General features: G+C 67.1%; 13 protein-coding genes. 4 read left to right on the forward strand and 9 right to left on the reverse strand.

The features are described from left to right. Positions 1-638 precede the first annotated feature (638 nt). A complete protein-coding gene (locus QOL57_RS19300) occupies positions 639-1,829 on the forward strand; it encodes a benzoate/H(+) symporter BenE family transporter (protein WP_089241996.1) in 1,191 nt (396 codons plus the stop codon). Here the strand turns inward: QOL57_RS19300 and QOL57_RS19305 are convergent. From QOL57_RS19305 to egtB, 4 genes are all read right to left on the reverse strand, one after another. Next, a complete protein-coding gene (locus tag QOL57_RS19305) occupies positions 1,823-2,383 on the reverse strand; it encodes a DUF2628 domain-containing protein (protein WP_089241994.1) in 561 nt (186 codons plus the stop codon). The genes QOL57_RS19300 and QOL57_RS19305 overlap by 7 nt on opposite strands. A 30-nt stretch (positions 2,384-2,413) precedes the next feature. After that, positions 2,414-4,489, reverse strand: coding sequence for a lytic murein transglycosylase (locus QOL57_RS19310; RefSeq protein ID WP_244900870.1), 2,076 nt, complete (start codon positions 4,487-4,489; stop codon positions 2,414-2,416). 197 nt (positions 4,490-4,686) lie between these two features. Further along, positions 4,687-5,664, reverse strand: coding sequence for an L-histidine N(alpha)-methyltransferase (gene egtD / locus QOL57_RS19315; RefSeq protein WP_089241992.1), 978 nt, complete (start codon positions 5,662-5,664; stop codon positions 4,687-4,689). Further along, positions 5,661-6,932: an ergothioneine biosynthesis protein EgtB gene (gene egtB, locus QOL57_RS19320; protein WP_089242052.1), complete on the reverse strand. Its 1,272-nt coding sequence runs from the start codon at positions 6,930-6,932 to the stop codon at positions 5,661-5,663. The genes egtD and egtB overlap by 4 nt, the downstream gene beginning before the upstream one ends. Before the next feature lie 143 nt (positions 6,933-7,075). Between egtB and QOL57_RS19325 the strand changes: the two genes are divergently transcribed. Further along, complete coding sequence (locus tag QOL57_RS19325) at positions 7,076-8,377, forward strand: GGDEF domain-containing protein (protein WP_089242050.1); 1,302 nt, start codon at positions 7,076-7,078, stop codon at positions 8,375-8,377. On the opposite strand, the gene QOL57_RS19330 is transcribed toward QOL57_RS19325, so the two are convergent. After that, complete coding sequence (locus QOL57_RS19330; protein WP_089241991.1) at positions 8,359-8,751, reverse strand: YchJ family metal-binding protein; 393 nt, start codon at positions 8,749-8,751, stop codon at positions 8,359-8,361. The genes QOL57_RS19325 and QOL57_RS19330 overlap by 19 nt on opposite strands. Before the next feature lie 72 nt (positions 8,752-8,823). Here QOL57_RS19330 and QOL57_RS19335 point away from each other — a divergent pair, with 72 nt between their 5' ends. Continuing rightward, on the forward strand, positions 8,824-9,603 hold the full coding sequence (locus QOL57_RS19335; protein ID WP_089241989.1) for a TSUP family transporter: 780 nt from the start codon (positions 8,824-8,826) through the stop codon (positions 9,601-9,603). A gap of 136 nt (positions 9,604-9,739) precedes the next feature. Here QOL57_RS19335 and QOL57_RS19340 read toward each other — a convergent pair whose 3' ends face one another. The 4 genes from QOL57_RS19340 to folE form a co-directional block, all read right to left on the reverse strand. Then, positions 9,740-13,120 (reverse strand): ATP-binding protein, encoded by a 3,381-nt coding sequence (locus QOL57_RS19340; RefSeq protein ID WP_089241987.1) that lies wholly within the window; start codon positions 13,118-13,120, stop codon positions 9,740-9,742. 16 nt (positions 13,121-13,136) lie between these two features. Beyond that, the gene (locus tag QOL57_RS19345) at positions 13,137-13,838 is read right to left on the reverse strand and encodes a DUF4194 domain-containing protein (protein ID WP_089241985.1); all 702 of its coding nucleotides are present in this window, start codon (positions 13,836-13,838) and stop codon (positions 13,137-13,139) included. Continuing rightward, positions 13,825-15,294, reverse strand: a complete 1,470-nt coding sequence (locus QOL57_RS19350; protein ID WP_089241983.1) for a DUF3375 domain-containing protein — start codon at positions 15,292-15,294, stop codon at positions 13,825-13,827. The genes QOL57_RS19345 and QOL57_RS19350 overlap by 14 nt, the downstream gene beginning before the upstream one ends. Positions 15,295-15,403: 109 nt before the next feature. Further along, positions 15,404-16,015, reverse strand: a complete 612-nt coding sequence (gene folE / locus QOL57_RS19355; RefSeq protein WP_089241981.1) for a GTP cyclohydrolase I FolE — start codon at positions 16,013-16,015, stop codon at positions 15,404-15,406. 596 nt (positions 16,016-16,611) lie between these two features. Here folE and QOL57_RS19360 point away from each other — a divergent pair. Then, complete coding sequence (locus QOL57_RS19360) at positions 16,612-17,067, forward strand: MarR family transcriptional regulator (protein ID WP_089241977.1); 456 nt, start codon at positions 16,612-16,614, stop codon at positions 17,065-17,067. The last annotated feature ends 72 nt before the right edge of the window (positions 17,068-17,139 follow it).

A 17,139-nucleotide genomic window follows, 5' to 3' on the forward strand; every position in this document is an offset into this window, starting at 1 on the left:
GCATTGTCCGAAGACAAAAATTTAAAGCTGCAGATGAATGATTCTGGCAACGTATCGCTTGCTTTAAAACAATTAATAGTTGCTTGATCAAACGTCTGCAAGATGGACAATCATCCTTCCTGCAGGCGCCTTCACAAGATACCTGCGCATACTTTCAAAGATCTTGGGAAGTGGCCTCAGCGCCGTTCCCGTGTGCTTCGAAGTTTCCTTCGTAGCGAGCCGCCCATTATAGCCGGCTTTTCCGCTTCGTCAACACCTTTTTTCAAGGCCGTCTCACCGAAGTGGACGTTGTTGCCGATGCTGCTTCGGCGTTGGACCCGAGGGCCTTTCGTCGTTGCGAGCCGCCTATTATGCCGGACTTTTCGAGTCCGTCAACACCTTCGTTCGATCATCTCGTTCGGCGGTGGTGGCGTCGCTGTTCGCGTTGGTGGCTTCCGCAGAAGTCGCCGCGCTGCAGCAAGGGAGCGAATTCTAGAGATCCTGCAGAATTCGTCAACTCTTTTTTTTCAGGAAGATGACAGAACCGCGCCTGCGCCCTGCATGGCGGCCGCTGATGCGTCACTGCGGCGTTGCCCGCGCGTTGCGCGGGCAACGCCGCAGGCGCTATCAATACACCGATGCATAGAGAAGAGAAGAGCATGGACACGCAGAAACGACAGGGATGGTGGCGGGACCTCTCGATGCCGGCGATCGTCGCCGGCTTCATCACCGTGCTGGTCGGCTTCGCCAGTTCCGCGGTGATCGTGTTCCAGGCGGCGCAGGCCGTGGGTGCCGACCAGGCGCACATCGCCTCGTGGATGTGGGCCTTGGGACTGGGCATGGGCGTGACCTGCATCGGCCTGTCGCTGCGCTACCGCGTCCCAGTGGTCACCGCATGGTCGACGCCGGGCGCGGCGATGCTGGTCGTCGGTGCCGGTGGCGCGTCCCTGTCTGAAGCCACCGGTGCCTTCCTGCTGGCGGCGGTACTGGGCATGCTCGCTGGCTTCTCAGGGATGTTCGCCCGGCTGATGAAACGCGTGCCCATGGCCTTGGCCGCGGGCATGCTGGCGGGTGTACTGCTTCGCTTCGGCCTGGAGGTGTTCGTGGCGATGAACACCCAGCGCGTGCTGGCGTTGGCCATGTTCGCTACGTGGCTGCTGGGCCGCCGCCTGTTCCCTCGTTATGCGGTGATCGCCACCCTGCTGGTGGGTATTGCCATCGCTGCCAGCCAGGGTCTGCTGCATGCACAACAGGTGCACCTGCAACTGGCTGTTCCGCAATGGGTGACTCCCTCGCTGTCGTGGACGGCGATGGTCGGCATCGCCCTGCCCCTGTTCGTGGTCACCATGGCCTCGCAGAACATCCCCGGTGTCGCCGTGATGCGCGCCTCCGGCTACGACGCGCCGGTGTCGCCCGTGATCGGCTGGATCGGTGTGGTCAACACGCTGCTGGCGCCCTTCGGTGCCTACGCATTGAACCTGGCGGCCATCACTGCGGCGATCTGCATGGGCCGTGATGCCCACGAGGACCCGGCACGGCGCTACACGGCGGCGATGGCGGCCGGTGCCTTCTATATTGTCATCGGCCTGTTCGGGGCCACCGTAGCGGCCCTGTTCGCTGCCTTTCCCAAGGAACTGGTGGCCTGCGTGGCCGGTATTGCCCTGTTCGGCACCATCGGCAACAGCCTGGCCAGCGCACTGGCAGTGGAGCGCGACCGCGAGGCCGCGCTGGTCACCTTCCTGGTGACCGCCTCGGGGATGACACTGGCCGGTATCGGTTCTGCGTTCTGGGGCCTGGTCGCCGGGACGCTCTGCTTGTGGGTGCTGCGGCCGCGTTCGCCGGCTCAGTGATAGGTCTGCAGGAGGCCCTGGATGATGTAGCGCAGCGCGTAGATCAGGCCCAGGCAGACCACCACGGCCGAGGCCTTGGTGCCACCCCGGCGAAGCAGCTCGGCGCGGATGCGGTTCGGCTGGCCGGCGTGGACCTCCTGCACCCTCGCCACCAGGCGGCTGCAATGGCGCAGGTACAGGCTGTTGGCGAAGATGGCCAGCGCGATACGCGGGAGCAGCATGCCAAAGGCGATCTGCGATACACCGGCGTCAGCCAGCAGCATCAGCATCGGCAGCAGCGTGGTGACCACATAGAAGCCGACGGCAGCCAGGTACATCCGGCGATGCACCATCCACAGCGTGCCGAACAGGAAGGCCGGCCAGTTCCAGCGGCGCGGGGGCTTCGGCAGCGCACTGTCCACATGCCAGAAGCGACGGTAGGCGGCGGCATTGGGACCGACCACCAGCGTCAGGTAGTCGGCATCTTCCAGTGCGGTGTCTACATCGGCATCAGCGCCGGGCGCCAGATAGGGGTTCTCGCTATCGGGCGAGGTCTGCGGATCGAGGGTGCTCATGCTGGCCATCCATGCCAAAGGGGGAGCCCGCTATAGCGGCGCGCTGGACAGGATCTGAAGCAGAACATGACGCCCGCCCGGTGCGACGGTGACCACGTCGGGCCCGGCGTTGGCGGCCTCCAGGCAGACGTAGTCGCGCCAGCCGTCGCCGACATCGGCCATCTTCGCGGCAGCGTCGGCGCCAGGGTTCCATGCCACCAGCGAGCGGCTGCCTTCGGTGCGGATGTCGATGCGGCGCTTGAGCACCGGGTCGCGCAGCACATAGTGCCCGCCGGCCTGGGTGTAGATGCGGTCGCTGCGGCCCGGATCACGCGGATCACGCAGCGACCAGGGGCCCTGCTGGCGGCGAGGCTGGGCGTAGTTCTCGAACTTGTCGAGGTAGTCCAGGCCATCGACGCCGTCGACGTCGACCTTGCTGGCGTCACCGACACGGAAATAGTTGTGCAGCGCCTGGGTGATGGTGGCCGGGGCCTTGCCGGTGTTCTCGGTAACCAGCTGCTGGCGCAGTTCACGGCCGACACGGACGGTCATGGTCAGACGCAGGCCGAGGTTGTCCAACGCAGGCGGGGCCAGGGTCAGTTCGATGCTGCCATCGTCGAGGCGGCGCGCCTGCTGCAGTTCCCAGGGCAAGGTGCGCACGAAGCCATGGGCCGGCACGTCATCGCCCTGCCCCTGGCGGCCGAAGTACGGCCAGCACACCGGGCTGCCGCCACGGATGGGCGTGGGCAGTGCCGCACGCTTGGGCGAGAGCCACATCACATCGGGTTGGCCCTTGGGCACGAACGAGAGCAGTTGGCCGCCGAACACACTGATGGCGGCGGTGGCCTGCGGGGTTTCCACCAGCCAGGCGTCGAGTCCCTGGAACTGGCCGCTGCTGACACCCTTTATCTGTTGCACGCTGGATCGACTCCGGACGGCCGGCGATTGCGCGGCACTGTAGTTGGTGGGAAGGCTGAAGCGGGTGGGCGTGGCCGGAACCTTCGCCTGCGGTTCGCTCTGCAGCGCGCGCAGGATGCGCTGGCCGGCGCGACCATCGGCGTCGGCCCAACCGAGCCGGCGCTGTTCGACCTGGATGGCGCGACGACTGGCGGTACCGATCATGCCATCGGCGGCGCCGATGTCATGGCCGCGCGCCAGCAACAGGGTCTGCAGCTGGCGGCGCTCGTCGCGGCCAAGGCCGGGATCATCGGTGGGCCAGGCGGTGACCAAGCCGTTGCCGCCACGCAGACGGTCGGCCAGGGTGGCGATGGCCAGGGCATAGCTCTCGGCCGCGTTGTAGCTGTAGATCGCGTCGTAATTGCGGAACACCAGCAGCGCCGGGCCCTTGTTGCCGGCCGGCAGCAGCAGCGCGGCGCGGGCATCGGCGGGCAGGCCGGACGGTGCCAGCGCGCTGCCGTCCAGGCCGGTCACGCCCAGTGCGCGCCAGTCGGCCAGTGCCCGGCGCTGGGTGCGGCCAGCCTGGCTGGCGTTGAAGGCGGAGGGGACGCGGACTTCCATGCCCCAGGGTTCGCCGGTTCGCCAGCCGGCACGCTTCAGATAGTTGGCGGTGGAAGCCAAGGCATCGGGAATGCTGCCGACCAGATCGCGGCGGCCATCGCCATCACCATCAACGGCAATGCGTGCGTAGGTGCTGGGCATGAACTGGGTGTGGCCGAAGGCGCCGGCCCAGGAACCGGTCAGGCCCTGCGCCTGCAGGTCACCCTTGTCGATGAGTTTGACCAGCGCCAGCAGCTCGCCGCGGAAGAAAGGTTGCCGTCTGCCGGCACAGGACAGCGTGGCCAGCGACTGCAGCAGCGGGCGCTTGCCGAACACGCGCCCGTAGTCGCTCTCCACACCCCATACGGCGACGATGGTGACTGGATCGACGCCGTACTGCGCCGATACGCGCTGAAGCAGATCGCGGTGCTGCTGCAGCATGGCGCGACCGTCGTCCACGCGCTGGCGATCGACCAGCGCGGCCAGGTAGTCCCAGATCGGCGTGGTGAACTCCGGCTGCGCGTCGAGCAGCGGCAGCACGGTGGGATCGGGCTGCAGTCCGGCGGTGATGGCCGTGAAACGGTCAGCGGCAATGCCCTGGGTGGCGGCAGTAATCTGCAGGCCCGCCATGCAGCGGGCGAACGCGGGATCAGCGGTTGCCGCTGCGGTCGGCGGGGCCGCCGCTGGCACGGCAAGCGCGGCGGCGAGGCCGAGCGTGGTCAGAATGGGCATGGCGTACTCCGTGTTGCCGGTGCTGGAGCCATGGTAACGCGGAGGGCAGGCAAGGTTGGTCGAGACTGCCGGCCAGCGACCGGCACTACCTGTGCCTAGGGTGAGGGGCGCAGCAGGCGCAGGCCGTATGCAGGATGGTCAGCGTTCCAGTGCGCCACCACCTCCAGCCCTGCCTGCTGCAGCAGGTGGCCGAAGCTGGCGTCGGTGTACTTGTGGCTGTACTCCACGCGGATCGGTTCGCCCACGCTGAAGTGGAAGGTGCGGCCGTCGAGATGGACGTCCTGCTCGCGCTGGCTGACCAGGTCGGTTTCGATGCGCAGGCGCGCAGTGCTGTAACGGGCCTGGTGACGGAAGCCGTCTAGATCGAAGTCACTGCCGACCTCGCGGTTGAGACGCGCCAGCAGGTTCAGGGTGAAGGCGGCGGTGACACCGTCGGCATCGTTGTAGGCAGCCTCGATCAGTGCCGGGTCCTTGTGCAGATCGATGCCGACCAGGGCCAGGCCCTGCCGGCCCATCGTCTGGCGCATCGCGCGCAGCAGCGCGATCGCGTCCTCATCGGCGAAGTTGCCCAGCGTGGAGCCCGGGAAGAACAGCAACCGGCGCGCGGCAGGCCGTTCCGGCGCAGGAACCTGCACCGGCCGGGTGAAGTCGGCGCACACCGGCAGCATTTCCACCTCCGGCAGCGCCGGTGCCAGGTGGTCGATGCTGGACAACAGCGCCGCGCGCGATATCTCGATGGGCGTGTAGGCCACCGGATCCTGCAGGGCGGCCAGCAGGCGGGCGGTCTTGCGGCCGCTGCCACTGCCCAGTTCGACCACATGCACGCGTGGCCCCACCGCCTGCGCGATCTGCGGCAGTACCCGATCCAGCAGGGCCAGCTCGGTGCGTGTGGGGTAGTACTCGCGGGTGTGGGTGATCTGCTCGAACAAGCGCGAGCCGCGCGCGTCGTAGAAATACTTGGAAGGCAACTGGCGTGAGGCGTGCGACAACCCCGCCACGGCGTCGGCAAGGATCTGCTGGCGGCCGGGGGTAAGGTCGGTCAGCGCCTGCAGCGCGTCCTGGACGGTGCTCATGAAAGATTCCTTGCCAGGCGCATGCCTGAGAACTGCCAACGCGCCGGTGGCATGAAGAAGTTGCGGTAGCTGGCGCGCACATGGCCGCGCGGGGTGGCGCAGCTGCCACCGCGCAGCACCCATTGGCCGCACATGAATTTGCCGTTGTACTCGCCCAGATTGCCGGCGAACGGACGGAATCCGGGGTAGGCGCCATAGGCGCTGCTGGTCCATTCCCAGACATCGCCGAACAGCTGGCGGATGCCTCTGCCCTGCCCTGCCTGCGGATGCAGATGGTCGTCATCGGCGAAGTGGCCTTCGACCGGTTGCGTGGCGGCAGCCGCTTCCCATTCGAATTCGGTGGGCAGGCGGGCACCGGCCCAACGCGCGCAGGCATCGGCTTCGTAGTAGCTGAGATGACAGACCGGTGCGTGCGGATCGAGCTCGCGCCAGCCTCCCAGGGTGAACTCGCGCAGCAGGTCGTCGTCCCAGTACAGCGGATGCTGCCACTGCTCGGCCTCACGCAGCGCCCACCCCTCGCTCAGCCACCAACGTGGATCGCGGTAGCCACCTGCGTCGATGAAGGCGCGGTACTCGGCGTTGCTGAGCGGACGTTCGGCGAGTGCATGCGCGGGAAGCAGCACGCGATGCACGGGTGACTCATTGTCATAGGCGAATGCCGCGTGCTGCGGCCAGGCGGACGCACCGATGCTGACGATGCGTTCGCCCTGTTCGACCCAGCCCTGCGCGCTGCCGGCGCTGACGGCGACGGGCAGATCATCGCGATACGGTGGCTGCAGCGGATTGCACCAGAAGGCGTGCTTGATGTCGGTGAGCAGCAGCTCCTGGTGCTGCTGTTCGTGGTGCAGCCCCAGCTGCAGGTGCTGCAGGGCGTCGCTGCCCAGATCACCGTCGCGCAGTTGTGCCAGCACCTGTTCATCCACGTGCCGGCGGTAAGCGTGGACCTGCTGCAGCGAGGGCCGCGACAGCAGACCGCGCTGTGGCCGTGCGTGGGCGGGGCCGAGACTCTTGTAGTAACTGTTGAACAGATAGTCCCAGGCCGGATCCCAGGGTGTGTAGCCGGGCCGGCTGGCGAGGACGAAGCGTTCGAAGAACCAGGTGGTATGGGCCAGGTGCCATTTGGCCGGGCTGGCATCGGCCATGCTCTGCAGCAGGGCATCTTCGGGGCTGAGCGGTGCGGCCAGCTGCACGCTGCGCCCCCGCACGTGGATGAAGTGGCGGGCGAGGTCATGCTGCGGGGCAGCGACGGCGGCGGGTACGCTGTCCATGCAACCAGCTTCGACCGCGGCCGGTGAGCGCGATGTCATGGCCCGGTGCCATGGTGTTCACATCAGGCGCGCATTCAAGAAGGGCACTGCTGCGCCGCTAACGGCAGTGCTGCGGCCGCGTCGTGACCGCGCTGGAATTCCGTGTGGCCCATCATCCGCTCCGACAGCCTGTGCACTATCTGTTCGTGCTGCCCGCCGTGCTGGTCGCGCTGGTGCTGTGGGCGAGCCTGGAAAGCGATGATGTCGGCCGCGCCGGGCAGCGCATCCTGCCGTGGTTGCTGGCCTGCCTGGGTGCAGGACTGGCACTGATGTACAACCAGGTGCGCACGTTGTGCCTGTTGCTGCTGGTGGCGCTGGCCTTCGCGGTGCTGCACCAGGATCTGGGGCACTACCTGCGCGATGGGCGGGTAACGGCGCTGACCCCGCTGCGCTTCCACGCGATCTCGACCTGGCTGCCGTTGTTATTCGCCATCCATGCGTTGTGGCCCGAACGCGGGCGCCGCCGCCAGGACCTGCTGCTGAGGGCCACGATCAGCGGTGTTGCCTTGGCGGTGTTCATCCTGTTGGCCGCACAGCAACCACAAGGCATGCACGACCTGCTGTCGAACCGGCACTTCCCGTGGCTGCCGAGCGACTGGAACGCGCTGGCGCAGCTGCCTGCCATGCTGTTCCTGCTGGCCACCGCTGCGCTGGGATGGCAGGCCTGGCGCCAGCCGCGGCCGCTGCATACGGCGATGCTGCTGGCCCTGCTGTGCCTGTGGTGGATGCTGCCGCGGATCTTCCTGCAGCCGGTGCTGCTGCCGGCGTTGAGCGTGGCGGCGCTGCTGCTGATGCTGGCCGCGACCCTGCAGGAGTCTTTCCACATGGCATTCGGCGACGAGCTGACCGGGCTGCCCGGCCGCCGTGCGTTCAACGAGACCCTCAAGCGCGCTACCGGCACCTACAGCATCGCGATGGTCGACGTGGATCATTTCAAGAAGTTCAACGACACCCACGGCCACGACACCGGCGATGACGTGCTGAAACTGGTGGCCTCCCGGTTGTCGCGGGTGGGCGACGGCGGTCGCGCGTTCCGTTATGGCGGCGAAGAATTCGCCGTGGTTTTCCTCGACCGCCCGGCCTCGGCCTGCGTGGACGCGGTGGAGGCGCTGCGGCAGGGCATCGAGCAGAGCCGGATGCAGCTGCGCGACCGCACTACCCGCAGCCGTGACGATACGCTCGGCCAGCAGCAGCGGGGGCGCGGCGGTGGCGGTGCCGTGGTGCAGGTGACCGTCAGCATCGGCCTGGCCGACAGCCGGGTCGATCCGCGCCCTGCCGGGGTGGTCAAAGCGGCCGACCAGGCGCTGTATGCGGCCAAGGAGGAAGGCCGCAACCGCGTGTGTGCGCATGGTGGCCAGCGTGTGCTGGCCGTGCGCGGCAGCCACGCTCAGACGGCGTCGAGGTAGTACCAGCGACCTTCGATCCGCAGGAAGCGGCTGTGCTCGGTCATTTTCACCGCACTGCCGCCACCGACGCGGTAGCGGGCGGTGAAGCGGACCTCGGCGCTGTCGGTGCCGGTAACCTGGTAATCCTGCACGGTGAGGCCCAGCCATTGGGTGCGCTGGCCGGGGGCATCATCGAGCGACAGTTCTGCGGGACGGGTATCCGGATGCCAGGTGGCACGCAGGTAGTCCGGCAGATGGCGCACATAGGCGCTGTAACGTGAACGCATCAGACGCTCGGCATCGGGCGCGGCGTCGCCAGCATGGAAGCGACCGCAGCAGGCGGCGTAGTCGGCGGCCAGGCCACAGGGACAGGGATCGGGGGCGGTTCGGCTCATGCGGGTATTGTCGCGTGGGCGGCGGCAATGTGACAGGCGTATGCTGTCGCGCCCTCACTTCGATCGATCGCCGTGCTGGAAATGATTCCTCCTGAGTTGTGGTGGCTGGTGGCGATCGCCTTCATTGCCGGCCTGGTCGACGCGGCCGTGGGTGGCGGCGGACTGGTGCAGCTGCCGGGCCTGTTCACGGTGCTGCCGCAGCAGACGCCGGCGATGCTGTTCGGCACCAACAAGTTCAGCTCGATGTTCGGCACCGGCGCGGCGGCGTGGCGCTATGCACGCAACGTGCGCTTCCCGTGGAAGCCGGTGTTGTTCGCCGCGGGTACGGCCTTCGTGTTCTCTTTCCTTGGCGCTACGGCGGTCAGCCTGTTGCCCAAGGACGCAGTGCGGCCGCTGGTGCTGGTGCTGCTGGTGGCGATGCTGGCTTACACGCTGTGGAAGAAGGACTTCGGCGCGCTGCATCGGCCCCGCGAGATCGGCCGCAACGAGTTGATGATCGCGCTGGCGATCGGTGCGGCAATCGGCTTCTACGATGGCTTCTTCGGGCCCGGCACCGGCAGCTTCCTGATCTTCCTGTTCGTGCGCTTCTTCGGGCTGGACTTCCTGCGTGCGTCGGCAGCGTCGAAGGTGGTGAATCTGGCGACCAACGTGGCAGCGATCTCGTTCTTCGTGCCGACCGGCAACATCCTGTGGCTGTTCGCGCTGCCGATGGCGGCGGCCAACATCATCGGTTCGGTGGTGGGCACGCGGTTGGCGCTGAAGGGCGGCACGCCGTTCATCCGCAAGCTGTTCGTGGGTTTGGTGGTGGTGCTGATCGCGCGGATGGCGTGGGATACGTTCCGAACGTCTTGAATATGCGTCATGACCTGGTAGGTGCCAACCTTGGTTGGCACGCTGTTTCCGGTCGCGAAGAGCAGCCGAGCATGGCTCGGCTCTACAGAGGATTGCCGGCCAGCGGCCGGCACTACCAGGATGCCGGCCGAAGCGGTCAGGCTTCGGCTTCTTCCGGTTCGTCGGCCTGCTGGCGGCTGCGCTCCGGCAGCTTCAGACGCTTGCCTTCTTCGTCGTACTCGATGAGCAGGACGCCCGAATCGTGGCGGCCGCTGATCTCGACGAAGCAGGCGCCACCGATGAACGGCTCCAGCGTCATCACCGATTTCAGTGGGGTGGCAACCACCATCTGGAAACCGAAGTTGTCGAAGATGTTCATCGCCAGCGCGGTGAACTCGTTGTCGGCCTTGTCGAAGGCTTCGTCGAGCACGACCGCGGCATAGCTGGGCAGCTGGCTGTCGGCACCGCCGAGCTGGTAGCGCAGTGCTGCCGCCAGGCAGGTGGTGGCCAGCTTCTGCCGCTGACCACCGGACTTGCCGGCGCCGCTGCGGTAAATCTCGACCTGCTGGCGAGTTTCCACGTCCAGCTCCACGCCGATGAACTCCACGTGCAGGCGCACGTCGAGCACAATCTCGCGCCAACGCTTGTCTTCGCCTTCCTGTGAGCCCAGGCGGTTGACCAGCTGGCGCAGGACGGTGAACTGCGTTTCGGCGACGTCGCGCTGCTCGGTCTGCTGCTGCGACAGCACGTCGCGCAGCTGCTGGTGGAACTCCTGCACTTCCGGCAGGCGCCGGTCGTTCAGCTCGATGGTCAGCAGGGTGCCACGGTTGAAGGGCACCTGCTCCAGACTGGCGTTGACTTCGTCCAGGCGCTGGCCGATCGACTTGCGGGCCTCCGCGCTGTGCCGCTGCAGCGCCAGCAGGTTGTTCTTGCTCTGGTTCTGCAGCAGGTCGAAGAAGCGTTCTTCGTGCTGCGGCAGGCCATCGCGTTCAAGGCGTTCGAGGCGAGCGAGGAAATCCTCGGCCGAGGCCACCGACACGGTGAAGTCGCCCGATTCTTCCGGCCACTGCTGGATGAAGCGACGGAAGCAGCCCAGCAACAGGTTCTCGACGCGGTTGACGTCCTGCTGCGAAGACGACAACTGTTCGTTCAGCGCGTTGCTGACCTGGCGCATGTGCGCTTCCAGCGTTTCCAGGCTGAGCGGGCCCTGCTCCTGCAGGCGCTCGGCCAGGCCGGCTTCCTGGTCTTCGGCCAGTGCCGGCAATACCAGTGCACGGCTCTGCTGGCGGGCACGATCCAGGCGGTCGCGTTCGCGCACCAGCTGGCCGCGCTCGACGCGGGTGTCTTCGTAAGTGCGGCGGGCCTGCTCGATATCGGCGCGGGTGGCGTCGATCTGCTGGGCGATCCTGGCCAGGTCGGCATTGCCTTCGCGCAGGGCGTGCAGGCTGGCCTCGATGTCGGCCAGGCGCTGTTGAGGCGCGGCGACGTCGATTTCGTTCCAGCTGATGCCGACCAGCTGGTGGCAGGCCAGGCGACGTTCGTTGTCGCGGTCACGCTGGCTGCGCAGGCGCGCGATGTCGGTATCGCAGCTGGCGATACGGGCGGCCAGCTCCTGGGCTTCCTTCTCGAAGACGGCGAGCCTGTCGCGGTTGCTGAAGCCCAGCAGCCAGCGGCGGCGATCGTTCACCGCACTGCGGTCGTCCTTCTCGAACCGGTCGCCCGGATGCTTGACCTGGCCTTCGCGGGTGATGCCGCGGTCGACGTTGCGCAGCTGCTTGGCGTCCACGCATTCGTAGTCGAAGCGCTTGCCCAGCTCGCGGCGCAGCCAGCTTTCGAACACGTGGTCGCGCAGTTCCAGCTTGTGCAGCAGCGACTTCGCGGAGGGCTCGCGGGCGAACGCATCGTCATTGCGACGCACGCGGTAGTACGTGAAGCGCATGCCCAGGTGGGTGCGGTTCACCCACTCGGCGACGTCGTTGTAGTGCTTGTCGTCGACCAGCAGCGATTGCGCGAAGCCACCGAGCACACGCTCGATCGCGCCCTGCCAGCTCTGCTCTTCCGAGCGGACCTGGATCAGTTCGCCGACGAACGGCAAGGCCGCTTCGGAGATACCGGTTTCTTCGGCCAGGCGCGCGCGCAGCTTCTGCATCGGCGCAGGAATGCTGGAAGGCGTGCGCTGCATCGCCTCCAGTTCGCCGCGCACTTCGGAGAAGCGCCGCTCGTCGTCTCGCTTGCCGCCCAGCCGTTCGCTGATGGCGTCGTCCAGGGCGCTCGAAGCGCGCTGACGGTCTTCCAGTTCGGACTGCGCCTGTTCGACCAGCTCGGCGAAGCCATGCGCGTCGTCGGGCAACGCTGCCTGCAGTTTCTGTGCGGCGTCGTGTGCCTGCGCCTGCTTGGCCAAGCGGCGGTCGCGTTCGGCTTCGGCGCGGCCCTGCTCGCGTTCCAGCTCCTCGATGCGCTCACCGCCCTGCTGGCGGCGCTGCAGTTCCAGCTCGGCCAGGCGTTCGGTGTGGTTGTCCAGCGCCGCACGGCGCTGCGATTCTTCACCCAGCAGGCCACGATCGCGCGTGTCCATCTCGCGCAGGCGCGCTTCGATCAACAGCTGGCGGCGGCTTTCGCGGAAGCTGTCGATACCAAGCTTGAGCGCTTCGTCGTCGCCGCGACGGCGGCTCATCGCCTGCAGGTCGCGGTAATGCTCGCGCGCCGGCTGCAGGGTTTCGACCTGACGCCGCGCCGTGACCACGGCCTGGTGCGCGCCATCGAGTTCGGCGAAATCGCTGACCAGTCGTTCGGCAGCGTCGAAGGTCTTCGGCGTGTCGAGCATGAAGTCGCGCAGGAAGACGTTCAGGTCTCCGAGGTTCTTCGCGGACTGCGTCTTGTGCAGCAGCCGCAGCGCCATCTCGTTGTCGATGCCGAGCAGATGACGGAAGCGTTCGGCGTAGCCGGAGAACGTATCGAAGTGATGGACGTCGGCCAGCTTCTGCTTGAGCTTGCGCAGATCCAGGTCGAAACCGCCGAGGTCCTTGGCGATGTCGAACGGGCGCTCGGCGATCATGTAGTGCTTGCGGACGTCACCGGCGGAGGTGCTGCTGCCGGCGATCCAGAGCAGGCGCACCAGGCTGACCACGCGGCCATCACCAGCGCGGTACTCCAGCACCAGCGCGGTCCAGGTTGCGCCCTTGCGCAGGTACTGGGTGGCGATTTCACCGGTGCCACTGTCCTGCTGGTCGGCCCATGCGCCGCGCACGTAGGAGACCAGGTTGCGGTCGCGGCCGCTGCGTTCGGCTTCACGCGCAGCGGCGTTGAAGTCGACGATGGCCGGGGGCGTCAGCAGTGCGGACATGGCATCGAGCAGGGTCGACTTGCCCGAGCCGGAGCGGCCGACGAACAGGAAGCCGCGCTCGGCGATCGGCACTTCGGTCAGGCCGTTGAAGGTGCCCCAGTTGTGCACCTGCAGGCGGCGCATGCGGAACTGCTGCAGGCGCGGGTCGGGCAGGCCGTCGTTGAACAGGGCGGGAGTGTGCTTGGAAATGGCCATGCGGTGCTCGGGTCTCTCAGGCTTCAGCGGCCGGGGTTTCGCGCAGCTGGCGGTAGACCGCCGAAAGCTGGGATACGTCTTCGGCGGAGAACAGCAGCTTCAACGCCGGCGAGACTTCGTGGCGGTCTTCCTGGCCGCCGAGGCGGGTCAGGATGTGGTTGTCCTTCATCTTCTGCACCGCCGAAGCGACGCGGCGGTTGAAACCGGCGCGGTCGGTGGACAGGTTCTTCTCGTAGATGGCCAGCGCTTCAGCCATTTCGGCGTCGGCGACCACGGCGCGGTTGCCGCGTGCATCGGCTTCGCCCAGCTGCTGGCGCAGGTACAGCAGCAGCACCGAATCGATGAAGGTCAGCGGCGAGGTGCGCAGCAGTACCGGTGCATCAACGTCCTCGGTATCGGCCTGGCGGGTGAACGCCACACCACTGTCACGGTCGAGCACCAGTTCCAGGAACAGGTCCGACAGCGCCGAACGGATGCCGGCTTCGCTGCGGATCAGTGCCGGCCACAGCTTGGCATGGCGCAACTGGTCGATGCTGGGACCAATCAGCAGCTGGCACAGCGCGCGACGCGCATCCAGCGGCAGGCGGCCGGTATCGCCCATGTAGTAGACGTCGTTGCCACGCTTGGGCTGTGCCACGGTCGTCACCGGCTCGGCCTGGTAAGCGTCTTCGGCCAGGTCGGCATGCGGTGCGTCGATGGGGTCTTCATGCCAGCTCATGGCGTCTCTCCTGGGTAAACCAAACCAGCGGGATGCGGGCGCGACGGATCTGGCCGTCGCCACCACGCCATTCGGCAAGCTCCTGCTCGCCGGCGATCACGCTGCCAAAGCGCGTGCCCAGCGAGAGGTAGCCGATGACACTGCCCAGCCCCTGCGGCGCTTCGCGCTGCGACAGGGCCTGGGCGATGCTGAGTTTCGGCTGCCTGTCGAGCAGGTCGTGCAGGTCGCGGCGCAGGGTGCGGAAATCGATTTCCGACGACGCCACCAGGTCGCCCACGCTTTCCAGGCTGATGCTGGCCGCATCGTTGTATTCGACGTTGCCATCGACCTGGGCGCTGCGCGGGTCGTGCAGCTTCCACTGCGACCACGAGCGCAGGCGGCTGGTGGTCAGCTGCAGGTCGCGGCCGATGGCGCGCTGCGCCGGGAAGTCATCGCGCAACGCCAGTGCTTCGGACTGCGCCTGTTTCAACAACTGGTTGAGGCGGCGCTGTTCAAGGTAACCACGGCTCTGCACGAAACCGCGCAGGCTGCGCGCGAAGTTCTGCAGCACGTCATGCACCTGGCCACCACGCTCGAGCATGGTGCTGGTGAAGCCGCGCAGGAAATTGCGCTCGTTGCGATCCAGCCGCCGGGCGAAGCCACGGGCCAGCAGCGTCTCCAGCGCGGCATCGAGCTGGGCGCTCTGTTCGGCGTCGTTGAGCAGGCGCCAGAAGGCCTGGAAACTACGGCCCGCGTCGCTCTCGCCGATCACGTCCACGCCCTCGAAGAGCTTGGACAGCACGTCGCCGCGCTCGCCTTCGTCATCGATGATGCGTTCGCGGAAATCACGATTGAGCTGTTCGAAGTCGTCGCGCACGCGGCGGAAGTCTTCGGTCAGTTCGTCGGCCAGGCCGATGATCTGCCGCGTACGTTCCAGCGCGCGCTTGCCATCCAGCGCGGTCACACGGCCGGCGCCGACACGGGCGATCTCGGCATCGATGCGGTCACGCTCGTCGCGCAGTGCGGACAGGCGTGCATCCGGATCGGCCTCGGTCTGCGCGGCCAGCTGCGACAGCTGTTCGATCACCAGGGCCAGACGGCTCTCGGTGGCGGCCACACGGGCCTGCTCCATGCTGTCGGCGAAGCGGATCGCCTGCAGCGCCTGGGTCGAGAGCTCGTACTGCTCCTGGTCGGCGCCTTCGGGCAGCCGGCGTTCCAGCCAGCCCTGCGCCAGCCAATGGGCAACATAGGCCTGCGCGGTCCGCGGCAGCTCGCGCGACAGCTCGTCACCGTTGAGCTGGTCCAGCGCGCGCTGCAGGCGCTCGTTGAGGACCGACGCTGGCAACGTGCGATCGCCGTCCATCAGCAGGCCCTGCAGCAGGCCGATGATTTCCGGTGCGTGGTCGGCGGCGAGCAGCTTCCATTGCGGCTGTTCGCGCAGGTGGCGATAACGGGTGATGCGTTCGCGGTGCTTCATGCAGCGAGATCGGTCCGAAGGGCGCGGCGGCCAGCGCGCGCACGCAGGCGCGGCGCAGGCACGGCGAAAGCGGCGGCCACGCAGGGCCGCCACCGGGAGGCGACGGCGCTCAGCGCTTGCCGCCCACTTCGATGAAGCGCAGGAACTCGGCGCGGGTGCGGGCGTCCTCGCGGAAGCTGCCCAGCATCTTCGAGGTGACCATGCTGACGCCACGCTTGTGGATGCCGCGGGTGGTCATGCACTCATGGGCGCCTTCGACGACGACGCCGACACCGACCGGCTGCAGCACATCCTGGATGCACTGGGCGATCTGCGCGGTCATCTTTTCCTGCACCTGGAAGCGGCGGGCGTAGGCTTCGACCACGCGTGCCAGCTTGCTGATGCCCACCACCTTGCCTGCCGGCAGGTAGCCGACGTGCACGCGGCCGATGATCGGCGCCATGTGGTGCTCGCAGTGGCTTTCGTATTCGATGTCGCGCAGGACGATCAGTTCGTCGTAGCCGGCCACTTCCTCGAAGGTGCGCTCCATGTAGGCGCGCGGGTCGTCGCGGTAGCCGCTGAACCAGTCGCCATAGGCTTCAGCCACGCGGCGCGGGGTATCCAGCAGGCCTTCGCGGGTGGGGTCCTCACCGGCCCAGCGCAGCAGGGTGCGCACGGCATCCTCGGCCTGGACCTGGGTCACATCGCCCTGCGGGGCGGCCTTTTCGTTGTTCTTGCTCATTGCATACAGCGCCCGAACGGGGGGCGAGCATCGTACCCGACCGGGGGGTGGGTCGTCCTCTGGGGATGGTTCATCGGGGGTGACGCGCGGCGCCGGACTGCTATCGGTTTGGAGCGGAAAGGGCGGCAGGGCAGGACACGCCGTGAACCCATCCATGGGGGCTCGGTCGGCGCATCCATGCGCCTCACGGTCCTGCCCTGCCGCCCTTTCCGCTCCCTGACGGTTTCCTGCGGGCGCGGCCGGACCGCCCGAAAGCGGGGGTCAAAAGCTGGGGTTCATGGCTTCGGAAACTGCGCGCGCCGCCTTGGTGGGTGCGGACCGTTGGTCCGCACTGCTTCTGCCCTTGCCTTTAAAGAGCCAACCCTCCGCGCCCGCGGGGTGGTGGGAGGGCAGCGGGGGTCGGGCGGTGCAGGACCGTCCACGGCATGGATGCCGTGGCCGAGCCCCCATGGATGGGTTCACGGCGTGTCCTGCACCGTCCGGCCCCCGCTGCCCCACCCGACACAAGGCAGGCGCAACGCTTTCCTCAATACACGCCACCCATTCAGCAAAACCTATTGATAGGAATGAAATTAGTAGTATCCTATCTATTACTTATGGACCGCCCCCTCGACGAGCGCACCGTGCTGCAGATGCAGCTCAGCTCCGGCCTGCTGTACGCAGGGCGGCAGTGGCAGCGCCTGGCCGACAGCCGGTTGGGCAGCTACGGCATCTCCACCGCCTGCACCATGCCCCTGCTGATGATCGGCCGCTCCGGCGGTGGCATCCGCCAGGTCGCGCTGGCCCAGCAGCTGGGCATGGAAGGCCCGTCGCTGGTGCGCCTGCTGGACAAGCTCTGTGCCAGTGGGCTGGTCCGCCGCGAATGCGATGCCAGCGACCGCCGCGCCAACCTGCTGTGGCTGACCGAGGAAGGCCAGGCGTTGGTGCGCGAACTGGAAGATCAGTTGATCGGCCTGCGCCAGGACGTGTTCGGCGAGCTTTCCACGGATGAACTGCACGCCGTACTGAAGGCGTGGCGCCTGCTGGCCGAGGCTGCCGACCGCATCACGTAAGCCCGCTGTCCGTGAACACCGCCGCTGCCGTGCATGCGCCAGCGGCTTTCGCCCGTTGCCGTTGTTCTGTTC

The organism is Stenotrophomonas sp. yr243 (assembly GCF_900184195.1).
GTDB classification, from domain to species: Bacteria; Pseudomonadota; Gammaproteobacteria; order Xanthomonadales; family Xanthomonadaceae; genus Stenotrophomonas; species Stenotrophomonas lactitubi.